General features: G+C 72.4%; 27 protein-coding genes. 22 read left to right on the top strand and 5 right to left on the bottom strand.

Translation table 11 applies throughout. The features are described 5' to 3' along the window. Positions 1 to 80 precede the first annotated feature (80 nt). On the top strand, positions 81 to 872 hold the full coding sequence (locus AB0B72_RS18540; protein ID WP_367740023.1) for a hypothetical protein: 792 nt from the start codon (positions 81 to 83) through the stop codon (positions 870 to 872). Here the strand turns inward: AB0B72_RS18540 and AB0B72_RS18535 are convergent. From AB0B72_RS18535 to AB0B72_RS18520, 4 genes are read right to left on the bottom strand one after another with little or no spacing between them, the layout of a single operon-like run. Continuing rightward, positions 869 to 1,546, bottom strand: a complete 678-nt coding sequence (locus AB0B72_RS18535) for an ABC transporter ATP-binding protein (protein ID WP_367740022.1) — start codon at positions 1,544 to 1,546, stop codon at positions 869 to 871. The two genes, AB0B72_RS18540 and AB0B72_RS18535, sit on opposite strands and share 4 nt — an antisense overlap. Continuing rightward, positions 1,539 to 2,480, bottom strand: a complete 942-nt coding sequence (locus AB0B72_RS18530; RefSeq protein WP_367740021.1) for an ABC transporter ATP-binding protein — start codon at positions 2,478 to 2,480, stop codon at positions 1,539 to 1,541. Before AB0B72_RS18530 ends, AB0B72_RS18535 begins: the two co-directional genes overlap by 8 nt. After that, positions 2,464 to 4,953: a hypothetical protein gene (locus tag AB0B72_RS18525; protein ID WP_367740020.1), complete on the bottom strand. Its 2,490-nt coding sequence runs from the start codon at positions 4,951 to 4,953 to the stop codon at positions 2,464 to 2,466. Before AB0B72_RS18525 ends, AB0B72_RS18530 begins: the two co-directional genes overlap by 17 nt. Continuing rightward, positions 4,950 to 7,619 carry an FtsX-like permease family protein gene (locus AB0B72_RS18520; RefSeq protein ID WP_367740019.1) on the bottom strand — a complete coding sequence of 890 codons (2,670 nt, stop codon included), beginning with the start codon at positions 7,617 to 7,619 and terminating at the stop codon, positions 4,950 to 4,952. The genes AB0B72_RS18525 and AB0B72_RS18520 overlap by 4 nt, the downstream gene beginning before the upstream one ends. A gap of 344 nt (positions 7,620 to 7,963) precedes the next feature. Between AB0B72_RS18520 and AB0B72_RS18515 the strand changes: the two genes are divergently transcribed. From AB0B72_RS18515 to AB0B72_RS18415, 21 genes are all read left to right on the top strand, one after another. Further along, positions 7,964 to 8,446 (top strand): pyridoxamine 5'-phosphate oxidase family protein, encoded by a 483-nt coding sequence (locus tag AB0B72_RS18515; RefSeq protein WP_367740018.1) that lies wholly within the window; start codon positions 7,964 to 7,966, stop codon positions 8,444 to 8,446. Positions 8,447 to 8,654: 208 nt separating this feature from the next. Then, complete coding sequence (locus AB0B72_RS18510) at positions 8,655 to 10,268, top strand: lectin (RefSeq protein ID WP_367740017.1); 1,614 nt, start codon at positions 8,655 to 8,657, stop codon at positions 10,266 to 10,268. Positions 10,269 to 10,660: 392 nt separating this feature from the next. After that, positions 10,661 to 11,275: an SIS domain-containing protein gene (locus tag AB0B72_RS18505; protein ID WP_367740016.1), complete on the top strand. Its 615-nt coding sequence runs from the start codon at positions 10,661 to 10,663 to the stop codon at positions 11,273 to 11,275. 26 nt (positions 11,276 to 11,301) lie between these two features. After that, positions 11,302 to 11,565 carry a HypC/HybG/HupF family hydrogenase formation chaperone gene (locus tag AB0B72_RS18500; protein ID WP_367740015.1) on the top strand — a complete coding sequence of 88 codons (264 nt, stop codon included), beginning with the start codon at positions 11,302 to 11,304 and terminating at the stop codon, positions 11,563 to 11,565. Beyond that, positions 11,562 to 12,248 carry an SIS domain-containing protein gene (locus tag AB0B72_RS18495; protein WP_367740013.1) on the top strand — a complete coding sequence of 229 codons (687 nt, stop codon included), beginning with the start codon at positions 11,562 to 11,564 and terminating at the stop codon, positions 12,246 to 12,248. The genes AB0B72_RS18500 and AB0B72_RS18495 overlap by 4 nt, the downstream gene beginning before the upstream one ends. A 5-nt stretch (positions 12,249 to 12,253) precedes the next feature. Then, positions 12,254 to 13,330: a hydrogenase expression protein HypE gene (locus AB0B72_RS18490; protein ID WP_367740011.1), complete on the top strand. Its 1,077-nt coding sequence runs from the start codon at positions 12,254 to 12,256 to the stop codon at positions 13,328 to 13,330. A 36-nt stretch (positions 13,331 to 13,366) separates the two neighbouring features. Then, entirely contained in the window at positions 13,367 to 15,184 is a 1,818-nt protein-coding gene (locus AB0B72_RS18485) for a nickel-dependent hydrogenase large subunit (protein WP_367740010.1), read from the top strand. A gap of 4 nt (positions 15,185 to 15,188) precedes the next feature. Beyond that, positions 15,189 to 15,773: a NifU family protein gene (locus AB0B72_RS18480; protein ID WP_367740009.1), complete on the top strand. Its 585-nt coding sequence runs from the start codon at positions 15,189 to 15,191 to the stop codon at positions 15,771 to 15,773. Then, positions 15,770 to 16,462 (top strand): DUF5947 family protein, encoded by a 693-nt coding sequence (locus tag AB0B72_RS18475; protein ID WP_367740008.1) that lies wholly within the window; start codon positions 15,770 to 15,772, stop codon positions 16,460 to 16,462. The genes AB0B72_RS18480 and AB0B72_RS18475 overlap by 4 nt, the downstream gene beginning before the upstream one ends. Continuing rightward, the gene (locus tag AB0B72_RS18470; RefSeq protein WP_367740007.1) at positions 16,452 to 17,087 is read left to right on the top strand and encodes a DUF6084 family protein; all 636 of its coding nucleotides are present in this window, start codon (positions 16,452 to 16,454) and stop codon (positions 17,085 to 17,087) included. Before AB0B72_RS18475 ends, AB0B72_RS18470 begins: the two co-directional genes overlap by 11 nt. Continuing rightward, the gene (locus AB0B72_RS18465) at positions 17,084 to 18,514 is read left to right on the top strand and encodes a hypothetical protein (protein WP_367740006.1); all 1,431 of its coding nucleotides are present in this window, start codon (positions 17,084 to 17,086) and stop codon (positions 18,512 to 18,514) included. The genes AB0B72_RS18470 and AB0B72_RS18465 overlap by 4 nt, the downstream gene beginning before the upstream one ends. After that, entirely contained in the window at positions 18,511 to 19,032 is a 522-nt protein-coding gene (locus AB0B72_RS18460; protein ID WP_367740005.1) for a hydrogenase maturation protease, read from the top strand. The genes AB0B72_RS18465 and AB0B72_RS18460 overlap by 4 nt, the downstream gene beginning before the upstream one ends. Then, entirely contained in the window at positions 19,026 to 19,178 is a 153-nt protein-coding gene (locus AB0B72_RS18455) for a hypothetical protein (RefSeq protein ID WP_367740004.1), read from the top strand. Before AB0B72_RS18460 ends, AB0B72_RS18455 begins: the two co-directional genes overlap by 7 nt. A gap of 4 nt (positions 19,179 to 19,182) precedes the next feature. Further along, positions 19,183 to 19,575: a hydrogenase maturation nickel metallochaperone HypA gene (locus tag AB0B72_RS18450; protein WP_367740003.1), complete on the top strand. Its 393-nt coding sequence runs from the start codon at positions 19,183 to 19,185 to the stop codon at positions 19,573 to 19,575. Further along, a complete protein-coding gene (locus AB0B72_RS18445; protein WP_367740002.1) occupies positions 19,523 to 19,810 on the top strand; it encodes a HypC/HybG/HupF family hydrogenase formation chaperone in 288 nt (95 codons plus the stop codon). Before AB0B72_RS18450 ends, AB0B72_RS18445 begins: the two co-directional genes overlap by 53 nt. 5 nt (positions 19,811 to 19,815) lie before the next feature. Beyond that, a complete protein-coding gene (gene hypD / locus AB0B72_RS18440) occupies positions 19,816 to 20,940 on the top strand; it encodes a hydrogenase formation protein HypD (RefSeq protein ID WP_367740043.1) in 1,125 nt (374 codons plus the stop codon). Next, entirely contained in the window at positions 20,937 to 22,181 is a 1,245-nt protein-coding gene (gene hypE, locus AB0B72_RS18435) for a hydrogenase expression/formation protein HypE (RefSeq protein WP_367740001.1), read from the top strand. Before hypD ends, hypE begins: the two co-directional genes overlap by 4 nt. Before the next feature lie 28 nt (positions 22,182 to 22,209). Then, positions 22,210 to 22,629 carry a hypothetical protein gene (locus AB0B72_RS18430; protein WP_367740000.1) on the top strand — a complete coding sequence of 140 codons (420 nt, stop codon included), beginning with the start codon at positions 22,210 to 22,212 and terminating at the stop codon, positions 22,627 to 22,629. Between the two features lie 156 nt (positions 22,630 to 22,785). Then, positions 22,786 to 23,082 (top strand): hypothetical protein, encoded by a 297-nt coding sequence (locus AB0B72_RS18425; RefSeq protein WP_367739999.1) that lies wholly within the window; start codon positions 22,786 to 22,788, stop codon positions 23,080 to 23,082. 175 nt (positions 23,083 to 23,257) lie between these two features. Further along, positions 23,258 to 23,500, top strand: coding sequence for a hypothetical protein (locus AB0B72_RS18420; RefSeq protein ID WP_367739998.1), 243 nt, complete (start codon positions 23,258 to 23,260; stop codon positions 23,498 to 23,500). Next, positions 23,497 to 23,922, top strand: a complete 426-nt coding sequence (locus AB0B72_RS18415; RefSeq protein WP_367739997.1) for a type II toxin-antitoxin system VapC family toxin — start codon at positions 23,497 to 23,499, stop codon at positions 23,920 to 23,922. Before AB0B72_RS18420 ends, AB0B72_RS18415 begins: the two co-directional genes overlap by 4 nt. Positions 23,923 to 23,948: 26 nt before the next feature. On the opposite strand, the gene hypF is transcribed toward AB0B72_RS18415, so the two are convergent. After that, a complete protein-coding gene (gene hypF / locus AB0B72_RS18410; RefSeq protein ID WP_367739996.1) occupies positions 23,949 to 26,213 on the bottom strand; it encodes a carbamoyltransferase HypF in 2,265 nt (754 codons plus the stop codon). Positions 26,214 to 26,228 lie beyond the last annotated feature (15 nt).

Raw genomic sequence — 26,228 nt, 5'->3', positions numbered from 1 at the left:
GAGGGGAACGACGGAAACCTGCATGGAACCTGCACCATGGACCCGCATCGGCCTGCACGCCCGGTTGACACCATTCCGATGTGCGTCTGCTGTCACTGATCATCGTCGTCGGCCTGCTGGCGGGCGGCTCCGCCACCTTCACGCCTCCCGCCCGCACCGTGGCCGAGGTCGCGGCGCTGGTCGGCGACTACCTGGCCGCGCATCCCAACGTCACGCGGACAGTGCGGTCAGGGCAGGCGAGCGTCATCCTCGTCTCGGACGGAACGCGGTCGGACCTGTCAGCCGACCTGGGGGAAGGTCTCAGCGGCCGGCTGATCAAAACGGAAGACGCCGCCTACTTCCAGATGCCGTTGGGCGAAGAGGTGGAGGCCGGCAAGCTTTTCGACAAGGTCACCGACTACTACGAGTCGTACAACCTGGCTGCGATCGGCATGGTGATGCTGCTCGGGAGCGCCCTGGTGGACGGGCACCGGACCGAGGAGCTGATCGTGGAGAGCGGCCGGCTGACGTCGGCGACGGTGGATGGTGGACTGGCCCGTTACACGGTCGCCATCGACGTGGCCCGCGCCGTCGAGAGGCTGGACCTCCCGGCGTACGTCGCACGCCGCTCCTACCCCCCGCTCACGCTGGAGCAGGAGGACGAGGACAGGAAGATCAGAGCGGGCGACCGGGACGCCCAGGCCCGCTTCCGGCGTGACCTCGTCCAAGAGCTGGGACGGTCCGCCGTCTACGAACTGTGGGTGGACCGCGCTGGACGTCCCGTCCGCTCCGTCCTCGCCGCGAAGACGCGTACCGAGAGGACCTTCTCCCGCTGGGGGACGAGCCTGGTGAAGGCGCCTCCCGCTTCGCAGACCCGGATGCACGGCCCCTAACCCACCCGGGTGACGACCCCGTCGCGCAGCTCCAGCACGCGGTCGGCCAGGCCGATGAGGCCGGGGTCGTGGGTCGCGACCAGGACCGTGACGCCCTCGCTGCGCACGAGCACCCGCAGCAGCTCCATGATCTGACGGGCGGTCTGCGAGTCGAGCTGGCCGGTCGGCTCGTCGGCGATCAGCAGGCGCGGCCGGTTGGCGAGGGCGCGGGCGACGGCGACGCGCTGCTGCTGGCCGCCCGACAGCTCGTACGGCCGCTGGTTGACGTGGTCGGCGAGGCCGACCAGGGACAGCAGGACGCGCACCCGCTCCTCACGCTCGGCGGCGGGCACCCTGGCGAGCCGGAGGGGGACACCCACGTTCTCGGCCGCCGACAGCACAGGGATCAGCCCGAACGTCTGGAAGACGAACCCGATGACCTCGCGGCGAAGCCCCAGCAGCTCGGCCTCGGGCAGCTCGGTGATCTGGCGTCCGTCCACCTCGACGCGCCCCTCGTCGGGCCTGTCCAGGCCGCCGACCAGGTTGAGCAGCGTCGTCTTGCCCGAGCCGGAACGGCCGCGTACGGCGACCAGCTCCCCGGGGTGGGCCTCGAAGGAGACGCCGCGCAGCGCCTCCACGCCCTTCGGGTAGACCTTGCGCAGGCCCTCCGCGACGATCAGCGGCCGCTCAGTCATTCGACTCGTCTCCCCGGGTGTCGGGCCAGACCCCGATGTGGTCGCGTTCGAGCTCCAGCCTGACCCGGTGCTCCATGCTCAGGGCGCTGGTGAACTCGCGCGGCAGCTGGAGGCGCCCGGCCCGGTCGAGCACCGCGTACTCCTCGGCGATCACCCCGCCGTCTGAGGACGTACGGCGGACCGTCTCGCTGGAGGTGCGGCCGTCGCGGATGCCGATCGTCCGGTCCACCTGCTCGGACACGAGGGGGTCGTGCGTCACGATGACCGTGGTGACCCCCAGCTCCCGGTTGGCGTGGCGGAGGGCGCCGAAGACGGTGTCTGAGGTCTCGCTGTCGAGCTCGCCGGTCGGCTCGTCGGCCAGGATCACCTGGGGCGAGTTGGCGAGGGCCACGGCGACGGCCACCCGCTGCTGCTGGCCGCCCGACAGCTCGCCGGGCCGCCGGTCGGCGCAGTCGGCGACCCCGATCAGCTCCAGCAGCTCACCGGCGCGGGCGCGCCGCTCGCGGCGGGCCGTGCCGCCCGCCAGCCGCATGGGCAGCGCCACGTTCTCCCTGGCGGTGAGATAGGGGAGGAGGTTGCGCGCCGTCTGCTGCCAGATGAAGCCCACGACGAAGCGGCGGAAGCGCAGCCGGTCACGCGGGGTCATCGACAACAGGTCGACGCCCGCCACGCGGGCCAGCCCGGCGGTCGGCACGTCCAGCCCCGACAGCACGTTGAGCAGCGTCGACTTGCCCGAGCCGGACGCGCCGACGATCGCCACCAGCTCACCCTCGCCGATGAGCAGGTCGAGGCCCTGCAGGGCGACCACCTCGACCCCGGTGGCGCCCTCGGGTTTGAAGATCCGTACGAGGTTGTCGCACAGGATGTGGGCCCGCGCGCCGAAGGCGGGCGCCTCCCGCCCGGCCCGCGACTCCAGATCAGCCAGACTGTCCACGACTGCCTCCAATGCCTCCGAGGTAGGCGCCGGCCAGGGCGACGGCGGCGATGCCGGCGGCCAGCGCGGCGGGCACCGCCGGGCCGGGAGCGTGGGAGACGGCCCCCGCTCCGGCGTAGGCGGACAGGTCGATGCCGCGTCCGAGCAGCGCCGGCATGGCCAGGCCCAGAGCGAGCCCGGCGAGGGTGGTGAGCAGGAGCGCCGGAGCGACCTCGATCATCGTGAGCAGCCGGGCCTGGCGGGTGGTGAGGCCGAGGGAGCGCAGCGGCCCGAGAGCACGCCCGCGTGCCGGCGCCCCTCCGACCAGGGCGATGGCCACCGCGACCAGCGCGTACACGGCCAGCGCCGCGGTCACGGCGCGCAGGACGCCGTCGACGGCCGACGCCAGCGGCGCCCGGGCGAGCTCGGCGGCCCTGTCGCGCACGGTGGTGACGCGCGCGTCCGGGGGAAGGACGGCGCGGACGGCGCGGACCGCGCTCGCGTCCGCGCCGACGAGCAGCGTGTTGGTGTGCGCGGGCTGTGCGGGAATGACGATCAGCGCGCGATCACGCAGGTCCACGGCCGGCATCGCGCCGACCACCCCGGCGGGCACCACCGTCATCCGCTCGGGCCAGCCGATCTCGAAGCCGCGCATGGCGGACAGGTCGTGCGAGACGAGCGCACCGGTGCCGGGCGCGCGCGGGATCGTCAGGGGGCCGCCCTGGACCAGCCGCCGGTAGGCGTCCAGGTCGACGGCGACGACCGTGGCGGGACGCCCGCCGAAGCCCACCTCCGCGACGGTCTGCCCCACGGAGGCCGTCACGACGCCGCGCACGCCCGGTGCCCGCCGGACCCGCTCCACCAGGTCGGCGGGGATGCCCGCCTCCCGCTCCACCCGGATCTCCGCGCCGACCTCCCGCCAGGCCGTCTCGCGCTGCGCCGTCCCGAGCGCGCCCACGGTGGCGGCGCCGTACGCGGCGATCGCCAGCGCGGGCAGCAGCGTGAGCACCGGCAGGGCGGCGCCCGTGGCGGCCCGCGCCGACATGGTCAGGCCGAGGTACGGCACGGCGCCCCGGCCGCGTGCCGCCAGCCGCACGGCCAGGCGGAGGGGCAGCGCGTAGAGGCGCCGGACCACGAGCGCGGCGGCGACGGCGAGCAGCGCGGGCACCAGCACCAGGAACGGATCTCCGGAGCCGAGGCCGCGGGCCCGCAGCGTCAGGACGCCTCCCACGCCGAGGACGACGACCAGCACCTCACCGGCGACGCGGCGGGGCGAGGTGCGCGCCGCCACGAGGTCCTCCCGCGTCTCCCCCAGCGGCCGTCGGTGGCGGCGCGCCACGTGGGCGGCCCCCACGGCCACGACCACACCGGCCAGCACGGGAGGGCCCAGGTGGACGACCAAGGTGGCCGGGCCCGGCACGAGGGCGGACAGCGCGTAGCCGGCGGCCACCGCCGGGACCGTCGCGAGGGCCGCCACTCCCCCGCCCACCAGCGCGATCGAGGGCAGCGAGCCGCCGCGTGCGCGCATCAGCAGCAGACCGGGGCCCATGCGCTCGGCGAGGAGCAGCACGGCGAGCGCCATCGTGCCGAGGCAGACCACGGCGAGGCCGCCGAGGACCACCGCCATCAGCGCCCTGGTGGTGGCGAGGGTGCCGGCATACTCGCCGATGACGCGGTCGAGCCGGGTGGACAGGGAGAGCTGGAGGTCCTGGTTCGACAGCCGGCGGCCGAACTCGCCGACCCCCGACAGGGCCGCCTCGGCGTTGCGCGCTGTGAGCCTCCCCGAGTCGGGGGTGATGAACCACCGGTAGACGAGCGGCAGAGGCGCGCCCGCCAGGCTGTCGCCGTGGGCGAGCCCGGTGATGATCAGGTCGTCCTCCTGGGCCAGCGGGGGCCGCCGGCGGACGACGTGGGTGAACTCCGTGTCGATGGACCAGAACCGATCCGCGGGCCGGACCGGTTCGAACAGGCCGGTGACGGTCACGGTGCCCGACTCGACGCGGAGGGTGTCACCGTTCGCGATCGACAGCTCGGCGGCGGTGGCGGCGGGAAGGGCGACCTCCAGCCTCCCGCCCGTGCTCGGGCCGGGCGCGGCCCCCTCGACGTACCGGATGCGCCGGTCCATGCCGGAGACCCACTGCAGCGTCAGGAACTGGTGATGGCGGTCTCCCATGGCCATGGGAGACGTCGCGAAGTCGTAGAACCCGCCGCTCAGCGTCACCGCGCGCAGGGCAGGGGGGAGCAGCGCGCGCCACTCCGCGTCGCGGCGGGCCACCTCGTCCACCGTCCTCAGCGGTGTCAGGTCGTAGCGCCTGGTCGCGAAGATCCCCAGCGCGGTCGTCTGTGCCGGGGACCGGTCGACGGCGTCCCTGATCCCCGCGTCGAGCGCGGACTCCATCATCCGCGGGAGGCCGGAGACGAGCAGGGTGGCGCCCAGCGCCAGCGTGGCGAGCAGCGCGGCCACGCCCCGGTGCACCACGAGCAGGCGGATCACCGGTCCTCCCCCGCGCGCAGCGCTCCGGCGGGCCCCCGGCGGTGCAGCGTCCGGGCGAGCCCCGCCACGATGGCCAGCAGCGCCACGAGGACGCCGAGGACCAGCGCCGTCACGGCGGCCCACGGGATGTGCACCAGAACGGACGGCGTGACGGCCGTCGCCTGCCCGGTCAGCACGATCGCCGGGACCACCACGGCCCCCAGGACTGCGGCCAGCGCCACGCCGCCCCCCAGCGACAGGCCGATGACGAACGACTGCTCGGCCGCCAGCAGGGCGAGCATCTGCCGCAGGCTCACGCCGAGGGCGCCGAGCAGCGCGAACTCGGACCGGCGCTCCCGCGCCGAGACCGCCGCGTTGACCAGGAAGCTGAGCACCGCGAAGGCCAGGGCGGCGGCGAAGCCGAGCAGCAGCGCCCCCTGCAGCCCGGTGGCCAGCGGATCGTCCCTGAACTGCCGGGTCAGCGCGGCCAGGTCGGTCACCGTCACACCCGGCCGCCGCGCCAGCGCGGCGGCCGCCCGCGTGGTGTCGTGGCCGTCGACGGCGAGCCACCACTCCGTCGGGGCCGCGTCCTGGCCGGCCGCCCGCAGCGCGTCCAGGCCGGCCAGCACGGCCGGCGTCCCCGCGGGCGTGCCAGGCATGGCGGAGACGACCCCCACCACTTGTACGGGGATCACGGCCGGGCCGATGGTCATCCGGGTGTCGCCTCGCAGGCCGGCGGTGACCACGACAGGCACCGCCCCTCCCGTACGGCCCAGCCGCGCCGCCAGGACGGGAAGCGTGGCGTCGGAAAGGTCGGGACGCAGCGCCATGACGTGGGCCAGCGTCGCGGCGTCGGCCGCGAGCAGCGTGGCGACGCCGCCGCCCGCGCCCACCTCGCCCCGGTGGACCGGGGTGACCGCCGTGACGCCGGGCAGGGCGGCGTAATCCTGTGCCCCGCCGCCCATCCCGGCGGGCGCCGCCACGCGGAGGTCGGCTCCCGCGAGATGCCTGGCCTGGTCTTCCTGCGAGGCTCGCCAGGTGGCGGCCGTGGTGAGGGAGAGCACGCCCATCGCCACGGCCATCGTGAGCAGCAGGGCCGGGCCCGCGTACCTGCCGGGACGCCTGCTCACCTGCCGGGCGCCGACGGCGGGGGCGAACCCGGCCCGCCGTACGGTGATCCGCTCCACCACCCGGGACGCGACGCGCATGAGCCGGAGGACCGCCAGCCCCCCGCAGAGCAGGGCCAGCGCCGGCCCCATCACGATCAGCGGGTCCACGCCCAGGTCGCCGCCCACCCGGCCGGACACGGGAGCGCCGTAGCCGCGCAGCTGCCAGATGGCGAGCAGGGCGACCACGAACAGCGCCACGTCCGCCCCGGCCCGCTGGACCAGGCCCGGCCGGTCGCCGCGGCCGCGTGCCGCCCGCTCCTCGACGTACGTGCGGCCCGCCCCCACGAGAGCCGGGGACGCCAGCAGCGCCGCGCAGGCCAGCGCGACCGCCGCCGAGACGGCGTACGCCGCCGCTCCCGGTGCACGCGGGAGCTCCACGCCGGACGCGCCGATCCAGGGGAACGCGCCGACCAGGCCGAGCAGTGCGGGCACGAGGAACGGCGCCGCGACCGCGGAGGGCAGCGCGATCAGCAGCGCCTCACCCGCCGCCAGGAGGGCGAGGCGGACCGTCCCGCCGCCCCTCGACCGCAGCAGGGCGATCTCCAGCCGGCGGTGCTCGGCGAGCAGGCGCGCGGTCAGCGTCAGCGCGTACGCGCCGAGGACCAGCAGCTGGAGCACCGGGACCAGCATCGTCGAACGGGCGACAAGGGCGCCGCGGTCGAGCTGCGTGAGCATGCCGGGCAGCCGGCTGGAGACCGAGCACTCCGGGCAGGCGGCCCGCAATCCCGGGGCGATGCCCGCGACCGAGGCAGAGAAGGTTCGCAGCCGATCAGGGGACAGGCCGCGCAGATCGGGATCGGCCAGCCAGGTCGCGGTGACGCCGGTCGCGAAACGGCCGAGGAAGACCGGGCCGGCGACCACGAGCGGCCCGTACGTGGTGAAGTCGCCGGTCTGGGTGCCCGACCGGAGCAGCTCCTCCCCCGTCCAGCGTTCGCCGTAGGGGTCCTCCAGCCGGAAGACGCCGGTGATCCGCACCTTCACCGGACGGCCGTCGAGGCGGCTCACGACCGTGAGCTCGTCGCCGGCCGCCAGGCGCAGCGCGTCGGCCGCCGGCTGGGAGAGCGCGGCCTCGACCTCGGCCCCGCCGTCGGCGGCCCACCTCCCCGTCAGCAGCTCGGCGTGGCGGCCGAGGCCCTCGTAGGTGGCGAACCTGGTCAGGTCCGGCTGCCCGCCGTGCCCCCGGCCGGTCAGGGCGTAGGAGTCGGAGACGATGCTCGCCGTCACGGGCGCGGGGACGCCGCCGTACCCCCGGGCGATCTGATCACGGACGGCCCGGTCGGTCCCGGGGAAGCCCCGGGCGGTGACGGACGTGGTGACCGTGGTCGCCCGGGTCGCGAGCGGCGCCGTCTCCATGGCCCGCCGTACGCCCGCGTCGGTCACCAGCGCGGTGTAGGCGGTCAGGGCGGCGAGCGTCGTCGCGGCGAGCAGGATGGAGCAGAAGGCGGCGACCAGCAGCGACGGCTCGCTGAGCGCGCGCCGGACGACCAGCGGCGTCCGGCCCCGCTTGAACCGTCCCAACTCGCGTGCTCCGCTGCCCGGCTCCCGATCGTGACCATGGGGACGTGACGATGCGGGGAAGTCCTGCGACGGGAGCCGATACGCCGCACAACGCCACATCCGGTGCGCATCATGGCAAACACGCGCACCGCCTGCCAACTTTCCCCTCATGGGGCTTGGCCGGCACCGGCCCCCGGTCCGCGTCTCGATTCCGCACATTTGCTCCGGCGCGCGCTCAGGTCATCCACTGGGGCGCGGCACGCGTCTTCCTCCACGGGCCGGACCGCCGGGACGAGGCCCCGAAGACGTGGACGTCCATCAGGTGTGCGAACGTCGGTGAACGTCCGTGAACGGGAGGACCGGAGATGGAAGCGAGCCGGCCGTACATGCCTGGGTACGGCGTCTCGGAGTCGGCCGAGGGGCTCCTCCCGTGGTCGTGGGCCGAGGAGAAGCTGGTCTCGTCCAGGAACTACTGGGTGGCGACCGTGCACCCCGGCGGCCGGCCGCACGTCATGCCGGTCTGGGGCGTCTGGCACGAAGGGGCGATGTGGTTCAGCAGCGGCCTTCGTTCACGGAAGGTCCGCAACCTCCGGACCGAGCCCCGGTGCACGGTGACGATCGAGGACGCCATGGATCCGGTGGTGCTCGACGGGGTGGCCGCGGTGGTGACCGGTCCGGCCGCCATCGAGCGGTTCCTCGGCCTGCTGAACGCGAAGTACGGCACGTCCTATCCGATCGGCTTCCTCGACCCGGAGGTCAACGCGACGATCGCGGTCCGGCCCGCGCGCGTCTTCGGTCTGCTCCAGCGCGACTTCGGCGCGAGCCCCACCCGCTGGACCGGTTTCTAGGTTCTTCCCGCCCGCGGGAACCCGCGCTCCAGGCTCGCCGGTGAGCGGATCACTGAACGTTTCACACCTTCACCGCAGAAAGCCCCATATTTCCCCAGAATCGATCACTCGATCCTTGACGCTCAGAGGGCCCGAGAGGAGCATCCTGAGCGATCTAGTCGGGTTTTGGGGAGATCGGGCCCGGGTCCGTTCTCGGGTGAGGAGTCATATGCGTACATTCCTCCGCTTCATCGCGGCGGCGGTCCTGGCCGCCGCCTCGCTGGTGGCTGTCGGCAGTGCGACGTCGCCGCCCGCGCTGGCTCTGGACAACGGGATGGCTCGTACGCCGCAGATGGGGTGGAACGACTGGAACACCTTCTTCTGCAACATCAACGAGAGCCTGATCCGGCAGACCGCGGACATCATGGTCTCCAGCGGCATGGCGGCGGCGGGGTACAAGTACGTCAACATCGACGACTGCTGGTCGACCAAGAGCCGTAACGCGGCCGGTGATCTGGTCGCCGACCCGGCGAAGTTCCCCAGCGGGATGAAGGCCCTGGCGGACTACGTCCACGGCAAGGGGCTGAAGCTCGGCATCTACTCCTCGGCCGGGACGACGACGTGCGCGGGATACCCGGCCAGCTTGAACTATGAGCGGCGGGACGCGGCCCTGTGGGCCTCGTGGGGGATCGACTATCTGAAGTACGACAACTGCGGTGACCATCAGGGCAAGAACGGGCAGCAGCGGTACACCGCCATGCGGGACGCGCTGGCCGCCACCGGGCGTCCGATCCTGTTCAGCCTGTGCAACTGGGGCCAGGAGAGCGTGTGGACCTGGGGCATGCCGACCGGCAACTCCTGGCGCACCACCGGGGACATCGGGTCGAACTGGAACTCGATCATGGGGATCTTGGACCAGCAGGTCGGGCTTGAGGCGTACTCGGGGCCGGGCGGCTGGAACGACCCGGACATGCTGGAGGTCGGGGTCGGGTCGGTGACAGGGACCGAAGGCCGGGCGCATTTCAGTTTGTGGTCGCTGCTGAACGCGCCGCTGATCGCGGGCAACGACATCCGCTCGATGAGCGCCGACACCCGCACCATCCTCACCAACACCGAGGTCATCGCGGTCAACCAGGACTGGGGCGGCAAGCAGGGTCACAAGATCAGCGACAACGGGAATCTGGAGGTCTGGCGCAAGCCGATGTCCAACGGTTCGGTCGCGGTGGTCCTGCTCAACCGCGGCACCTCCACCTCGACCGTCTCGACCACCGCCTCGGCGCTGGGGCTGGGCGCGGCGGCGTCGTATTCGGTGCGGGACCTGTGGGCGCACACCACCGCCTCCTCGTCGGCGACGATCAGCGCGTCGGTGCCGGGGCACGGCGCGGCCATGTACATCGTCACCGGAGGCGGCCAGGTCAGCCCGAGCCCGAGCCCGTCGACGTCGCCGTCTCCTGGCGCGGCGGGTGCAATCCGTGGTGTGGGATCGGGCCGGTGCCTGGACGTGACCGGCGGCACGGCGACCAACGGCGCGCAGGCGCAGATCTACGACTGCAACGGCCAGGCCAACCAGCAGTGGACCTCCACCGCCTCCGGTGAGCTGCGGGTCTTCGGCAACAAGTGCCTGGACGTCAACGGCCGGGGCACCGCCGACGGCACCACCGTGCTGATCTGGGACTGCAACGGCCAGAACAACCAGCAGTGGCGGTTCAACTCCGACGGCACCATCACCGCCGTCGGCGCGAACAAGTGCCTGGACGTGCCGAACAACGCCACAGCCAACGGCACCAAGCTCGCCATCTGGACGTGCAACGGCGGAGCCAACCAACGCTGGACCCGCACCTGACCCAGCACCCCCGGTGCCGGGGCGGCCCTTCATGGCCGCCCCGGCATCGGGGCGCCCGCTTGTGAGGGCAGGGGACGACGAGGGTCTCCAGGACGGCGTGCGGGCCGTTCTGGAGACCCTCTTTTCGAGCGGCCGGAGGCGCGCACCGGCTCCGGCCGCGGCCATGGGGCCGGGGTGTGCCGTTAAGGACATAGTGGCGGCGCCGGCCGGTCCGCCGCGGGTAAACGGCGAACTCCCGCGACCCCGTGCCCGCCTCGGCACCCCTTGCGGAGCTTTACGCAATCACCGACTTCTGTTGATTTTCGCCGTCCGATGGGGGCGTACGTTCGGTATACGGGGCTCCTTCTCCAAGGGGGAACCGAAGGGGCCACGACCTGGGGATGTGGTCCGCGATGGACCAGTCGGTCCTGTCAGCAGTTCCGGAGGTGTTCGCGCGTCGCGAGGCCCCGGCCCGCGGTCTCGCCGAGGATGCCGACGCGGTGGCCCACGCCTGCCACGCCATGGCGCGGCGGTTCCACAGGGGCGGACGGCTCATCGTCTTCGGCAACGGGGAGGCCGCCACCGACGCCCAGCACATCGCCGTGGAGTTCGTCCATCCGGTGATCGTGGGCAAGCGGGCGCTCCCCTCCCTGTCCCTGACCGGCGACGTCGCCACGATCACCGGGGTGGCCGCCGAGATCGGGTTCGACGACGTCTTCGCCCACCAGATCCGCCACCTCGCCGAAGCCGAGGACATCGCGCTGGGCGTCTCGGCGTACGGCGACTGCGGCAACGTGCTCACGGCTCTGGAGACGGCCCGCGATCTCGGCCTGCTGACCGTCGCGCTCGTCGGGGGCGACGGCGGGCGGATCGCCCGCAGCGCCGCGGTCGACCATGTGCTCGTGGCCCGTTCCGGCGATCCCCGGGTGGTCAAGGAAGTGCACGTCACGACCTACCACATCCTGTGGGAGCTGGTGCACGTGTTCTTCGAGCAGCCCGGCGTGCTCGATCCGGCGGTGGTCACATGATCCTGGGAAGGCCGATGGAGCCGCCCGTGACGGGTCACTGCCACGGCGAGGTCTGCGTCACCTGCTCCGACGAGGCGGTGCCGGTGACGGTCGTACGGCTGCTGGAGGCGGACCTCGCGCTCGTCGACACCGGGCGCGGCCGGGAGGAGATCAGTGTCGCGCTCGTGGAGGCCCGCGCGGGTGACACCGTCCTGGTCCACGCCAAGGAGGCGATCGCCGTGCTCGACCAGACAGCCCCGGACACGGCCCCGGGGACCGCTCGGGAGACGGCCGGGGAGGTGGCGACGTGACTGCGCCGGACGGCTCGATGGAGTCGCTGTACCCCTTCCTCTACTCGGGCGCCGTCGACCTCGACTCCGTGCTGGCCGAGGTGCGCCGCTCCACCGTCGAGAAGGCGGAGGAGATCGCCGCACTGCGCCGGACCGTGGCCGAGCGCGACGGGGAGCGGATGGCCGCGTGCGCGCAGGCGATGGCCGAGGCCTTCGCCCGGGGCGCCCGGCTGTTCGCCTTCGGCAACGGCGGCAGCTCCACCGACGCCCAGGACGTGGCGGCCCTGTTCCTGCGCCCCGGGGGCGCCTTCCGGCCGCTGCCGGCGTTCGCGCTCACCGCGGACGTCGCGGTGGTGACCGCGCTCGCCAACGACGTCGGGTTCGAGGTGGTGTTCGCCCGCCAGCTCGCCGCCTCCGGCCGCGCCGGCGACATCGCGTTGGGGCTGTCCACGAGCGGCAACTCCCGCAACCTCATCGCCGCCTTCGAGGAGGCGGACCGGCGCGGAATGATCACGGTCGGGCTGGCCGGCTACTACGGCGGGCAGATGGCCGAGCTCGGCACCATCGACCACCTCTTCGTGGTGCCGTCGTCGTCTGTGCACCGGATCCAGGAGGCCCAGACCACCGTCTACCACGCGCTCTGGGAGCTGACCCAGGGCGCCCTGCTGACGACGAGCGCGACGACGAGCGGATCACGGGGGTGAGCGGCATGAGCGCGCCGGCCGAGACGCGGGAGACGACATCGGGGGCCACGGAGGAACCCGTCGTCCACATCCTGTGGATAAACGCGGGCCTGAGCTGCGACGGCGACTCCGTGGCGCTCACGGCCGCGACCCAGCCCAGCATCGAGGAGATCGTGATGGGGGCGCTCCCCGGCCTGCCCCGGGTCGCGGTGCACTGGCCGCTGATCGACTTCGAGTGCGGCCCCATGCAGGGCGCCGACACCTTCATCGAGTGGTTCTTCAAGGCCGACCGGGGCGAGCTGGAACCGTTCGTGCTGGTCGTCGAGGGATCGATCCCCAATGAGTCGATCAAGCGGGAGGGCTACTGGTGCGGGTTCGGCAACAACCCGGACACCGGCCAGCCGATGACGACCAGCGAGTGGCTCGACCGGCTCGCGCCCAAGGCGACCGCCGTGCTCGCGGCCGGCACCTGCGCCACGTACGGCGGCGTGCACGCCATGGCCGGCAACCCGACCGGCGCGATGGGCGTGGCCGACTACCTGGGGTGGGACTGGAAATCCAAGGCCGGGCTGCCGATCGTCAACGTGCCTGGCTGCCCGATCCACCCGGACAACCTGTCGGAGACCATCCTCTACCTGCTCTACCAGGTCGCCGGCCAGGCGCCGATGATCCCGCTGGACGAGGCGCTGCGCCCGACGTGGCTGTTCGGCCAGACCGTCCACGAGGGCTGCGACCGGGCCGGCTACTACGAGCAGGGCCAGTTCGCCACCGAGTACGGCTCCCCCAAGTGCCTGGTCAAGATCGGCTGCTGGGGGCCGGTGGTGAAGTGCAACGTCCCCAAGCGCGGCTGGATCAACGGGATCGGCGGCTGCCCCAACGTGGGCGGCATCTGCATCGCGTGCACGATGCCCGGCTTCCCCGACAAGTTCATGCCGTTCATGGACGAGCCGCCCGGGGCGCGCGTCTCCGCGACCGCCAGCCGGGCGTACGGCGGCGTCGTCCGCACCCTGCGCGGCTTCACCCTCAAGACGGTGGACAAGGAGCCGAAGTGGCGCAAGAGGGGACGCGAGCTGCTCACCGGTTACAAGGCGCCCTGGAGCTGAGATGACGCTCGGAGCTGACATGACGCGGGAGTTGAGATGACGCTGTCACCGCACAAGGACCGCGCGGCGGCCAAGGAGGACCGTGAGCTCGTCGAGATGGCGTGGGACCCGATCACCCGCATCGTCGGCAGCCTCGGGATCTACGCGAAGGTGGACTTCGCGAACCGCGAGGTCGCCGAGTGCTACAGCACGTCGTCGGTGTTCCGGGGCTACAGCATCTTCATGAAGGGCAAGGACCCGCGCGACGCCCACTTCATCACCAGCCGCATCTGCGGCATCTGCGGCGACAACCACGCCACGTGCTCGGTCTACGCGCAGAACATGGCGTACGGCGTGCGCCCGCCGCACCTCGGCGAGTGGATTCTCAACCTCGGCGAGTCGGCCGAGTACATGTTCGACCACAACATCTTCCAGGAGAACCTGGTCGGGGTCGACTTCTGCGAGAAGATGGTCAGGGAGACCAACCCGGGCGTGCTGGCGCTGGCCGAGCGCACCGAGGCCCGGCACGCGCGCGACCACGGCTACCGCACGATCGCCGACATCATGCGCTCGCTGAACCCTCTGGAGGGCGAGTTCTACCGCGAGGCTCTGGCGATGAGCCGCACCACGCGGGAGATGTTCTGCCTGATGGAGGGCCGCCACGTGCACCCCTCCACGCTGTATCCGGGCGGGGTCGGCACGGTCGCGACCGTGCAGTTGTTCACCGACTACCTCGTCCGCCTCATGCGCTACGTGGAGTTCATGAAGCGGGTCGTGCCCATGCACGACGACCTGTTCGACTTCTTCTACGAGGCGCTGCCGGGATACGAGCAGGTGGGCCGCAGGCGCGTCATGCTGGGCTGCTGGGGCAGCCTCAACGACCCGGAGCACTGCGACTTCACCTACGAGCGGATGAACGAGTGGGGCCGCAGGATGTTCGTCACCCCGGGCATCGTGGTGGACGGCAAGCTGATCACCAACGACCTGGTGGACATCAACCTCGGCATCAGGATCCTGCTCGGCAGCTCCTACTACGACGACTGGGAGGACCAGGAGCCGTTCGTCACCGAGGACCCGCTCGGCAACCCCGTCGACATCCGGCACCCCTGGAACCAGCACACGATCCCGCGCCCGCAGAAGCGCGACTTCACCGGCAAGTACAGCTGGGTCATGTCGCCACGCTGGTTCGACGGGAAGGACATGCTGCCGCTCGACACCGGCGGGGGGCCGCTCGCCCGGCTGTGGGTGACCGCGCTGTCCGGCCTGGTCGACTTCGGCTACGTGCGGTCCACCGGGCACAGCGTGGTCATCGACCTGCCGAAGACGGCCACCCGGCCGGAGACGTCGTTCGAGTGGCGGATCCCGGAGTACGACGGCGAGCCCCTGTCGAACACCATCGAGCGCAACCGCGCCCGCACGTACTTCCAGGCGTACGCCGCGGCCTGCGCGCTCCACTTCGTGGAGCAGGCCCTGGCCGAGGTCAGGCAGGGGCACACCAAGACGTGGTCGCCCTTCACCGTGCCGGAGGAGGCCATCAGCTGCGGGTTCACCGAGGCGGTGCGCGGTGTGCTCTCCCACCACATGGTGATCAGGAACGGCAGGATCGCCAACTACCATCCGTACCCGCCGACGCCGTGGAACGCGAGCGTCCGCGACGTCTACGGCACGCCGGGGCCGTACGAGGACGCCGTGCAGAACACGCCGATCTTCGAGGAGAACCCGCCGGAGACGTTCAAGGGCATCGACATCATGCGCACGGTGCGCAGCTTCGACCCGTGCCTGCCGTGCGGCGTGCACATGTACCTCGGCCGCGGCAGGGAGCTGCGCGTCGTCCACAGCCCGCACGCCTTCACCCCGGCGTCGCCCGGGGGATGACAGGGTGAAGGGGGCCACGGGGATGCGGCGGGCTCGCGACGTCCAGGCGGCCGGCGACCGGGTGGAGGCGCTGATCGGCGAGCTTGGCGCGCTGGCCGACGACGGGGCCCGGGCGAGGGCCGAGGAGCTGGTGCGGGTCCTCGTGGAGCTGTACGGCGCGGGGCTGGAGCGGGTCGTCGAGATCGTCACCGAGCGGGAGGCGGCGGACGTGCTCCGGGCCCTCGTCGACGACGACCTGATCCGCGACCTGCTCGTGCTGCACGACCTGCACCCGCTGACCACGGGCGAGCGGGTACGCGCGGCCCTGGACGAGGTGCGCCCGTTCCTCGGGCTGCACGAGGGCGGGGTGGAGCTGCTCGGCGTGGACGGCGACGGCGTCGTACGGCTGCGCCTGGAGGGCACCTGCAACGGCTGCCCGTCGTCCAGGATCACGGTCACCCAGGCCATCGAGCGGGCGATCGCCGAGGCCGCGCCCGAGGTGTCGCGGGTGGACGTGGACGGGGTGGCCGCCGAGCCGGCCGGCCCCCTGCTCCAGATCGGGCGCCGGGCGCCGGGGCCCTGCCCCGTGCCGGAGGGGGCCGCCCCGTGACGATCGGCCTGCGCCGCTTCCGCGAGCGCCTTCCGGTGGCCCCTCCGCAGGGAGGCACGCCCGGGTGCGAGATGTGCTCCGAACCCCTCGCCGAGGATCACGGCCACGTGGTCGACGTGGAGACCCGGGCCCTGCTGTGCACCTGCCGGGCCTGCCGGATGCTGTTCATGCCCGAGGGGGCCGCCCAGGGAAGATACCGCGCCGTGCCGGACCGCTACCTCCACGCGCCGTCGTTCCGCATGTCGGCGGCCGACTGGGAGGAGCTGCAGATCCCCGTACGCACGGCGTTCTTCTTCCGCAACTCCGCGATCGGCCGGACCGTCGCCTTCTACCCCAGCCCGGCCGGGGCGACGGAGTCCCTCCTGCCGATGGAGACCTGGGAACGGATCCTGGCGGCCAACCCGGCGCTCGCCGACGCCGAGCCCGACGTCGAGGCACTGCTGGTGGACCGGCGTGAGGACGGCTTCTCATGCCACCTCGTGCCGATCGACGCCTGCTACCGGCTGGTCGGGCTGGTGCGCCTGCACTGGAAGGGCTTCGACGGCGGCCGGGTGGCGTGGGACGCCATCGACGGCTTCTTCGCCGGCCTGCGCGAGCGGAGCCGGCTCGTGTCGGACACCGGAGGCGGCGACGAGCGTGAGCGCCGGCCCGGCCCGCGGACCGACCCCGGAGGCGACGATGACCCATGAGCCGCGGTTCGAGTGCCTCGGGGTGCGGGCGGACGCCTACGCCGCTTCCCCCACGCTCGTCTTCAAACTGCGCGTCACCGACCCCTCCCCCGGCGGGGTGCACGCGCTCGCGCTGCGCTGCCAGATCCGCATCGAGCCGCACCGCAGGCCGTACGCCCCGGAGGAGGCGGCGCTGCTCACGGATCTGTTCGGGGAGCCGGCGCGCTGGGGGGACACGCTGCGGCCGATCCAGTTCGCGACGGTGTCGGTCATGGTGCCGGGGTTCACGGACAGCGCGCTGGTCGATCTTCCCGTTCCGTGCAGCTACGACCTGGAGGTCGCGGCCGGCAAGTACTTCGCGTCCCTGGAGGAAGGCGAGATCCCGCTGATCCTGCTGTTCAGCGGCACGGTGTTCGCCAGGACGCGGGAGGGCTTCTCGGTGCGGCAGATCCCCTGGCACTGCGAGACCCGCCACCGCCTGCCCGTCGCCGTCTGGCGGGAGCTGATCGACCACTGCTTCCCCGGCTCCGGCTGGCTCCGGCTGCGCCGCGACACCCTGCGCGACCTGCTCCGCTTCAAGTCGGAACGGGCCCTGCCGACCTGGGACGAGGCCCTCGGGCTGTTACTCAAGGAGGCGGGCCGATGACCGCGCCGATGACCGCGCTCATGGACCGGGCCCGCCGCGTCGCCGACGCCGTCCTCTACGAGGGCTACCTGCTCTACCCGTACCGGGCGTCCGCCCAGAAGAACCGGATGCGCTGGCAGTTCGGCGTGCTCGTGCCGCCCGCGTTCACCTCGACCGGCGAGCCCTCGGCGAGCGTCACCGAGTGCCTCCTGGAGGCGGGGCACGACGCGGCGCTCGACCTGCGCCTGCGGTTCCTGCACGTCAAGACGCGGACCGTGGAGCGCACCGTGGACGGTCGGCACCGGCGCGTGCCACGGCTGACGGCGGGCGACCGGACCTACCTCACCTTCGAGGAGGCGACCGAGCGCGAGGCGCGGGCCGTGCTGCTCCTGGCGGAGCTGGGCGGGACGCCGCACACGGTGGAGGTGCGCGTGCCCGGTGACCGCTCGGTCGAGCCGATCGTCTCCCCCGACGGCGAGCAGGTCGGCCGGGTCGTCAGCAGGCACCGGCCGCTGAGCGGCGCCCTCCGCGTCGCGGCCGAGCGGCTCCCCGGGCCGTACGGCCTGGTCAGAGTGCACGTAACAGCGGAGAACCGGGCCGGGTGGGAGCGGGCGGAGGCGCCGCGCGAGCAGGCCCTGCGGCACTCGTTCGTCGCCGCCCATCTGCTCATCGGGGTGACCGGCGGGTCCTTCGTCTCGCTGCTCGACCCGCCGGAGTGGGCCAGGGCGGCGGCCGAGCTGTGCCGCAACGAGCACACGTGGCCGGTGCTGGTAGGGGATCCGGACCACCGCGACGTCGTGCTGTCCTCCCCGATCATCCTGTACGACTATCCGGAGATCGCCCCGGAGAGCCCCGGCGACCTGTTCGACTCGACCGAGATCGACGAGCTGCTCAGCCTGCGCACGCTCACGCTGACCGACGAGGAGAAGCGGGAGGCCGGCGCGACCGATCCCAGGGCGGCCGAGATCGTGGAGCGGGCCGGCGACCTGCCGCCCGACCTGCTGGAGCGGCTGCACGGCGCGATCCGCCACCCCGCCTGGGATCCGGCGCCCCGCGAGCCCCGCGAGCCCCGCGAGCCCCGCGAGACCGGTGTCCCGTGGTGGGACCCGGGGGCCGACCAGGACGTGTCGCCGGAGACCGACGGCGTGGTGGTCGACGGGGTGACGGTGGCCCGGGGCAGCCGGGTGCGGCTGCGGCCCGGCAGACGGCGCGCCGACGCCCACGACATGTTCCTCACCGGCCGTACGGCCCGGGTGGAGGCCGTTCTGTCCGACGTGGACGGGGCGCGGCACCTCGCCGTCACGCTGGACGACGACCCCGGGGCCGACCTGCAGCGGGCGCACGGGCGTTACCTCTACTTCGCCCCCGACGAGGTGGAGCCGCTCGGGTCGCTGGGGGAAGACCAGCCGTTCGGGGAAGACCAGCCGTTCGGGGGGGACGAGCCGTGAGGATCCTGGTCGCGGGGGTCGGCAACGTCTTCCTCGGGGACGACGGGTTCGGCGTGGCCGTGGCCCGGCGGCTGGCCGAGGCGGACCTGCCGCCCGGCGTCGAGGCCGGCGACTTCGGCATCCGCGGCGTCCACCTGGCGTACGAGCTGACCTCGGGCTACGACCTGGCCATCCTCGTGGACGCGGCCCCGCGCGGGAGGCCGCCGGGCACGCTCTACGTCCTGGAGCCCTCGCCCGGTGAGACCGGTGAGACCGGCGAGACCACCGGCGCGTTCGTCGACGGCCACGCGATGACTCCCGAGGCGGTCATCACGCTCGCGCGGGCCCTGGGCCATCCCGGCACCGGCGTGCTCGTCGTGGGCTGCGAGCCGGCGGACACCTCGCCCGGGATGGACCTGAGCCTCCCGGTCGCCGGGGCGGTCGAGCCCGCCGCCGGCCTCGTCCTCGAACTGATCGAGCAGCGGCGGCGGGCGGACGCGCCGGTCGCCGCGGGGCACGAGGAGGAGACACGATGCTGAAACGCCTGATCATCCTGCTGTTCCTGGCGGGCGTGGCCGCGCTGCTCGTCCAGTCGCTCCCCGACATCAAGCGGTACGTGCGGATCCGCAGGATGCTGCTGCGGACCTCCCCCCGCCGGGTGGCGGGGCCCGCCGGAGGGGGGTGAGCGCGTGCACGAGTTCGGGATCGCCGAGGCCGTCCTCGACGCGGTCGAGCGCCGCGCCAAGGGCAGGCCGGTGCGCCGGGTCCGCGTACGGGCGGGGGCGCTGCTGCGCATCGCCACGCCCGCCATGGACCAGGCATTCGCCGTGGTCGCGGAGGGGACCACCGCCGAGGGCGCCACGCTTGACCTCGTCATCGAGCCCGCCAGGCTCACCTGCCGCGCCTGCGGGCGCACCACCATGTCCGCCGACCCCCTCGTGCTCTGCCCCGGGTGCGGCGGCACCGAAATCGACACCGAGGGCGGCGACCGGCTCGTCCTCGAATCCATCCAGATCGCGGAGGAGTCCCATGTGCCTGGGCATTCCGGGCGAGATCGTGGAGATCCAGCCCGGCCACAGTGACCTCGCCAAGGTCGACGTGAGCGGGGTCCGGCGGGCGATCAACATCGGCCTGCTGGAGAACGAGCCGCTCCGGCCCGGCGACTGGGTCCTGATCCACGTCGGCTTCGCCCTTTCGAAGATCGACGAGGAGGAGGCCAGGGCCGCGCTGGACTTCCTGGAGGGCATCGGCCAGGCCTATGACGACGAGCTGGCCGCGCTCCGCGACTCGTCCATCGACCGTACGGATCGGGGGTGAGCGCGATGCGCTTCGTCGACGAGTACCGCGACGCCGACAAGGCCCGGGCCCTCTCAGCGAAGATCGCGAGCCTGTGCGAGCCGGGCCGGGCGTACAAGTTCATGGAGGTGTGCGGCGGCCACACCCACACCATCTACAAGCACGGGCTGGAGGACTACCTGCCCGAGACGGTCACGCTGGTCCACGGGCCCGGATGCCCGGTCTGCGTGATCCCGATGGGCCGGGTGGACGACGCCATCCACATCGCCGAGCAGCCCGGCGTCGTGATGACGTCGTTCGGCGACATGATGCGGGTGCCCGGCGGGCGGGGGTCGTTCTTCGACTCCATGGCCCAGGGCGCGCGGATCCGCATGGTCTACTCGCCTCTGGACGCGTTGAAGGTGGCCCGGCAGAACCCCGGCGACCGGGTGGTGTTCATGGCGATCGGGTTCGAGACCACCGCGCCGTCGACCGCCATGACCGTGCTGCGGGCGGCGGCCGAGGGCCTGCGCAACTTCTCGGTCTTCTGCAACCACGTGACGATCATCCCGGCGATCAAGGCGATCCTCGACTCGCCCGACCTGCGTCTCGACGGCTTCATCGGCCCCGGTCACGTGTCGACCGTCATCGGCTGCCGGCCGTACGAGTTCATCGCCCGCAACTACGGCAAGCCGCTGGTGGTGGCGGGGTTCGAGCCGCTGGACATCCTCCAGTCGATCTACATGCTGCTGCGGCAGCTCGCCGAGGGCCGGTCGGAGGTGGAGAACCAGTACGCGCGGGTGGTGCCGTGGGCGGGCAACGTCAAGGCGCTCCAGGTCATCGGCGAGGTCATGGAGCTGCGGCCGTACTTCGAGTGGCGCGGCCTCGGCTTCATCTCGCACTCCGCACTGCGGGTGCGCGACCGCTACGCCGTCCACGACGCCGAGCGGCTGTTCGACATCCCCGGCGTACGGGTGGCGGACCCGAAGGCCTGCCAGTGCGGCGAGGTGCTCAAGGGCGTGCTCAAGCCGTGGGAGTGCAAGGTGTTCGGCACGGCCTGCACGCCGGAGACGCCGATCGGCACCTGCATGGTGTCCTCCGAGGGCGCCTGCGCGGCGTACTACAACTTCGGCCGCTTCTCGCGGGAGCGGGTGAGGGAGGCGACCCGGTGACCGGAACCGAACGCGCGGCCGGCCTCGAACATGCCGCGGACCTCGAACAGGTCGCCGGCGTCGACCGGAGCGCGGAGACGGAACGGACGGCGGGCTGGGCCGAAGCGGCCGTCCGCGAGCACGCGGGCGCCGCCGACGCGCGGGAGCACGCCACGACGGCCGGCCCGCGGAGCCGCGAGGAGCAGGTGCTCGAACGCATCGACCGCGCCCGCAGCCGCAAGGCCCGGGTGCGCGAGGAGCACATCACGATGGCCCACGGCGCGGGCGGCAAGGCGTCGCAGACCCTCATCGAGGCGGTCTTCCTGGAGGCGTTCCGCAACCCGCTGCTGGAGCCGCTGGAGGACGGCGCCGTGTTCGGCATGGGCACCTCGCGGCTCGCCTTCACGACCGACTCGTACGTGGTCTCCCCGCTGTTCTTCCCCGGAGGCGACATCGGGGACCTCGCGGTCAACGGGACCGTGAACGACCTGTCGGTCTGCGGGGCCCGCCCGCTCTACCTGGCGGCGGGATTCGTGCTGGAGGAGGGCTTCCCCCTCGACGACCTGCGGCGCATCACCGCGTCGATGGCCGCGGCGGCCGCGGAGGCGGAGGTGAGCGTCGTGACCGGCGACACCAAGGTCGTCCAGCGCGGCAAGGCCGACGGCTGCTACGTAAGCACCGCCGGGGTGGGCGTGCTGGACCGTCCGATCGCCCTCAGCGCCGCCGGGGCGCGTCCCGGGGACGCCGTCATCGTGTCCGGCCCGATCGGCGAGCACGGCGTGACGATCATGCTGGCCCGCGGCGAGCTGGACATCGAGGCCGACCTCACGTCGGACACCGCCCCGCTGAACGGCCTCACCGCGGCGCTGCTGGACGCGGCGCCGGACGGCGTACGGTGCCTGCGCGACGCCACGCGGGGCGGGGTGGCGACCATATTGAACGAGGTCGCCCGCGCCTCCGGTGTCGCCGTTGTCGTCGACGAGGACGCCATTCCCGTACGGCCGGGCGTGCGCGGCGCGTGTGAGCTGCTCGGCATCGACCCGCTCTACGTCGCCTGCGAGGGCCGGATGATCGCGGTCGTCGACGGGAAGGCCGCCGGAGCCGCCCTCGACGCCCTGCGCGGGCATCCGCTCGGCGCGGGCGCCGCGCTCATCGGCCACGTCAAGGACGACCCGCCGGGCCTCGTGCTGCTGCGGACCGCCTTCGGTGGCACCCGCATCGTCGACGTGCTGGTCGGCGATCCGCTGCCGCGAATCTGCTGACCGAAGCGACTGCTCAGGCAGGTGTGAGATGAATGAGACACGTGAGACCGACCGGCCCGGCCGGTTCGAGGGGGATGACCAGCACGGCTACTCCCCGGATGTCGGAGGCGGAAGCGAGGAGGCCGCGCAGGCGGGCGACCGCGCCTTCTCTCCGGACGCGGCCGGGGAGCCGGGCCCGGGACGGCTGACGTCCGAGGAGGAGGAGTCGGGCGTCCCGGCGGCCGACACCGAGGCGGCCTCCGCGCAGGACGTCGGGCCCGGCCCCGCCCGGCGGGGCGAGGAGATCGCCCAGGAGGAAGGCGAGGCGGGGCGCGAGACGGCGGGGGTCAAGGGCCGATCGGGCCGCCCGTACGGGACCTCGTCGGCCGAGGACTCCACCGGCGTCGAGCCGCAGGAGCCCGTCGACGCCGACAGCCCCACCCTCCCCTCCGGCGACCAGGCCGGCTGACGGACGTTGATCAGCCGGCAAATCCGGTGTCGTCCGCCTTCTCGTGATTGTTACCGTCACCCTTGACACGGGAGCGAAAGAGGAGCGACCCATGACGACCAAACCGGGTGGGCCACCACGCTCTGGCGGCCGACCGGTCCTGAGGAGCTGGAGCTGGTGCGCCAATCGGGATGGCGCAGATGGCCGCCGCGCCTGCCCGAGCAGCCGATCTTCTATCCGGTGCTGAACGAGGGCTACGCGATCAAAATCGCCCGAGACTGGAACGTCCCGCACTCCGGCGCCGGCTACGTCACCCGATTCCAGGTCGACAGCGACTTTCTCGCCCGCTACCCGGTCCAGCAGGCGGGCGGCAGGGACATCCTGGAGTTGTGGGTCCCCGCCGAGGAGCTGGATAAGTTCAACGACCACATCATCGGCCGCATCGAGGTCGTGCACGAGTTCCATCGATCATGACGGACGGCGCCTCCTGTGCCACAACAGGGTGCGACCGGTCGACGCCCTCCTGCGCGCCTGAAGGAACGCGAGGCAGCATGCGGCAGAGGGAGCCGATGAGCGACGGATACGCCAAGTGGAGCGAGGTCCAGGAGGCTAGCGCTCGGGGCCGGGAGCGGTGCGTAGACTCGGAGGTATGACCGCTGCCCATGAATACGAGGACATGCACCACCTCGTCGACCGACTTCCACCCGCCGGGGTGCGGCGTCTGCGCGTGCTTGTGGAGTCCGACCCGGAGTTGTCCAGGTTCGCCGAGACGCCACAGACTCAGTCCGCGCGGCGGGAGTTGTCCTTCATCGGCTTGGGAGCGTCTGGACGCAGCGATATCTCCGAACGGCATGACGAACTGCTCCGGGAGGGGTTGGATCGTCCTTCGTGACGGTCACGCTTGTGGACACCGGAGTCCTGTACGCCGCGATCGATCGATCCGACGCTCATCACACGGTTTCGGCGCGATTGCTCGCCACCATTCCTGGCCGGCTCCTGCTTCCCACCACCGTCCTGACCGAGACCTCCTGGCATGTGGAGAAGAATCTCGGCGCAAAGAGCGAAGCCGCATTCCTGGCATCAGTGGCGCGAGGCGAACTCGAACTGGTGGAGTTGGCGCCCGAGGACGTGGACCGTGCCGCTCAACTCGTTGAGACGTATGACGACTTACGGCTCGGCTTGGTCGATGCTTCGCTGATCGCGGTCGCTGAACGGCTGCGGGTTATAAAGGTCGCCACTCTTGACCGCCGCCATTTCACCGCCGTACGGCCACGGCACGTCGCGACCTTGACGCTGCTCCCCGAGACCCTGTGACTGAGCTGTGGGTCTGAGGCTGCGGGTCAGTGGCGGTCGAGGGCGGCGGCGACGGCGGCCTGCCCGAGGCTGACGCCGCCGTCGTTCGGCGGCACCCGATGGTGCAGCAGCACCCGGAAACCGCGCTCCTCCAGCAGGGTCGCGGCCCGCTCCAGCAGCAGCATGTTCTGGAACACGCCGCCGGACAGGGCCACGGTGGACGGGCCGCCCGCCTCTCTGATTCGCGAGCAGCCGTCCGCGACGACCTGGACGACCGCGTTGTGGAAGCGCGCGGCCACCACCGGCGCCTCCGTACCCGCCTGTAGATCTCCGGCGACCGCTTCCACCAGATCGACGCCCCGCACCTCGAACGGCGTCCCGTCCGTGAGGCGGCAAGCGTACGCGCCGGTCTCCGCTGGGTCGGCGCACTGCTCCAGCTCGATCGCGGCCTGGCCCTCGTAGGTGATCGAGTCCCGCTCGCCCACCATGGCGGCAACGGCGTCGAACAGCCGTCCCATGCTGGACGTGTGAGGCGCGTTCAGCCCCCGGCGGGCCAGCGCCGTCACGGCGTCCCAGCGCTCGGCGTTGCGCCGTACGACCGGCAGATCGGCCGGGGCGTCGCCCAGCAGGTCGAGGTAGGCGGCGGCCATCCGCCAGGGTTGCCGGATCGCCGCCGCGCCACCCGGCATGGGCACCGTCGCCAGATGTCCCGACCGGGTGAATCCCGCCAGGTCGGCGACGAGGAACTCCCCGCCCCACAGCGTGCCGTCCGGGCCGTACCCCAGGCCGTCGAAGGCCACCCCGATCACCGGCCCGGCCACCCCGTTGTCGGCCAGGCAGGACGCGATGTGGGCGTGGTGGTGCTGCACCCCCACCAGGTCGGCGCCCTCCTGTTCCAGAGCGAACTTGGTGGACAGGTATTCGGGATGCAGGTCGTGGGCCACGACCTCGGGGACGATGTCGAACAGCCGCCGGAAGTGCTCGACCCCATCGGTGAACGAGCGCAGCGTCTCGTGGTTCTCCAGGTCCCCGATGTGGTGGGAGACGAACGCGTGATCCCCCTTGGCCAGGCAGAACGTGTGCTTGAGCTCGGCGCCGCAGGCGAGGACGGGACGGGGGACGCCCCAGGCCAGCGGCAGCGGACGCGGCGCGTATCCGCGCGAGCGCCGGATCGGCAGCTCCCGGCCACGGAAGACCCTGACGACCGAGTCGTCGGTACGCGTGTGGATCGGCCGGTCATGGGTCAGGAAGGCGCCGGCGATGCCGCCGAGCCGTTCCAGAGCATCGGCGTCGCGGTAGGCGATCGGCTCGTCGGAGACGTTCCCGCTGGTCAGCACCACAGGGCGGGCCAGCGCACGCATCAGGAGGTGATGCAGCGGGGTGTAGGGCAGCATCAGGCCGAGCGACCGGTTCCCCGGCGCCGCCGAAGGCGCGATGTCCGCGTCCGCCAGCCGCGTGAGCAGCACGATGGGCCGGGCACGGTCCTCCAGCAGGCGCTCCTCGTCGGAATCCACGTCGCACAGCAGGCGTGCCGCCGCCAGGTCAGGCACCATCACGGCGAACGGCTTGTCCTCCCGGTGCTTGCGCGACCGCAGCGCGGCGACGGCGGGCTCGCTGGAGGCCAGAGCGGCGAGGTGGTAGCCGCCGAGCCCCTTGACCGCCACCACCTCGCCTCCGCGGAGCAGAGTGACCGCACGCGCCAGCGGGTCACCGGGGATCTCCCGGCCGTCTCCCCCGAGCAACCGGAGCCGCGGCCCGCAGGCGGGGCAGCAGACCGGCTGGGCGTGGAAGCGCCGGTCGGCCGGATCGTGGTACTCCCGCGCGCAGTCCTCGCACATCGTGAACGCGGCCATCGTCGTGTTCGGCCGGTCGTACGGCACGTCGCGCACGATCGTGAAACGGGGCCCGCAGTTGGTGCAGTTGGTGAACGCGTAGCCGTGCCTCCGGTCGGCCGGGTCGTCCATCTCGCGCAGGCAGTCGGCGCAGGTGGCGACGTCGGGTGACACGAGCGCACGCCGGTCCCCGCCGGTCGCGCTCCGCGCGATCAGGAAGCCGCTCTCGCCGGTGGACGGGAGGCTGCCGGCGCTGATCCGCTCGATCACCGCCAGCGGGGGCGGGCTCCCCCGGAGCGTCGTAAGGAACTCCTCGACCCGGTCCGGGCCGCCTTCGACCTCGATGAAGACGCCGCGCTCGTCGTTGCCGACCAGCCCGTCGAGCCCGAGCCGCGTCGCCAGGCCGTACACGAAGGGCCGGAAACCCACCCCCTGCACGACGCCCTCGACCCGGATGCCCGCGCGGACGCGCCCGCTCACCTGCCCATTGTCGCT

The organism is Microbispora sp. NPDC049125 (genome assembly GCF_040802045.1).
Lineage (GTDB): Bacteria > Actinomycetota > Actinomycetes > Streptosporangiales > Streptosporangiaceae > Microbispora.
This window is presented reverse-complemented; position numbering and strand designations above follow the sequence as displayed.

Bases quoted from the DNA above. Each gene is read 5' to 3' on its own strand.
- AB0B72_RS18535 (WP_367740022.1), bottom strand. From the start codon at position 1,546: ATGACTGAGCGGCCGCTGATCGTCGCGGAGGGCCTGCGCAAGGTCTAC.
- AB0B72_RS18515 (WP_367740018.1), top strand. From the start codon at position 7,964: ATGGAAGCGAGCCGGCCGTACATGCCTGGGTACGGCGTCTCGGAGTCG.
- AB0B72_RS18510 (WP_367740017.1), top strand. From the start codon at position 8,655: ATGCGTACATTCCTCCGCTTCATCGCGGCGGCGGTCCTGGCCGCCGCC.
- AB0B72_RS18505 (WP_367740016.1), top strand. From the start codon at position 10,661: ATGGACCAGTCGGTCCTGTCAGCAGTTCCGGAGGTGTTCGCGCGTCGC.
- AB0B72_RS18490 (WP_367740011.1), top strand. From the start codon at position 12,254: ATGAGCGCGCCGGCCGAGACGCGGGAGACGACATCGGGGGCCACGGAG.
- AB0B72_RS18485 (WP_367740010.1), top strand. From the start codon at position 13,367: ATGACGCTGTCACCGCACAAGGACCGCGCGGCGGCCAAGGAGGACCGT.
- AB0B72_RS18470 (WP_367740007.1), top strand. From the start codon at position 16,452: ATGACCCATGAGCCGCGGTTCGAGTGCCTCGGGGTGCGGGCGGACGCC.
- AB0B72_RS18465 (WP_367740006.1), top strand. From the start codon at position 17,084: ATGACCGCGCCGATGACCGCGCTCATGGACCGGGCCCGCCGCGTCGCC.
- AB0B72_RS18455 (WP_367740004.1), top strand. From the start codon at position 19,026: ATGCTGAAACGCCTGATCATCCTGCTGTTCCTGGCGGGCGTGGCCGCG.
- AB0B72_RS18445 (WP_367740002.1), top strand. From the start codon at position 19,523: ATGTGCCTGGGCATTCCGGGCGAGATCGTGGAGATCCAGCCCGGCCAC.
- hypD (WP_367740043.1), top strand. From the start codon at position 19,816: ATGCGCTTCGTCGACGAGTACCGCGACGCCGACAAGGCCCGGGCCCTC.
- AB0B72_RS18430 (WP_367740000.1), top strand. From the start codon at position 22,210: ATGAATGAGACACGTGAGACCGACCGGCCCGGCCGGTTCGAGGGGGAT.
- AB0B72_RS18420 (WP_367739998.1), top strand. From the start codon at position 23,258: ATGACCGCTGCCCATGAATACGAGGACATGCACCACCTCGTCGACCGA.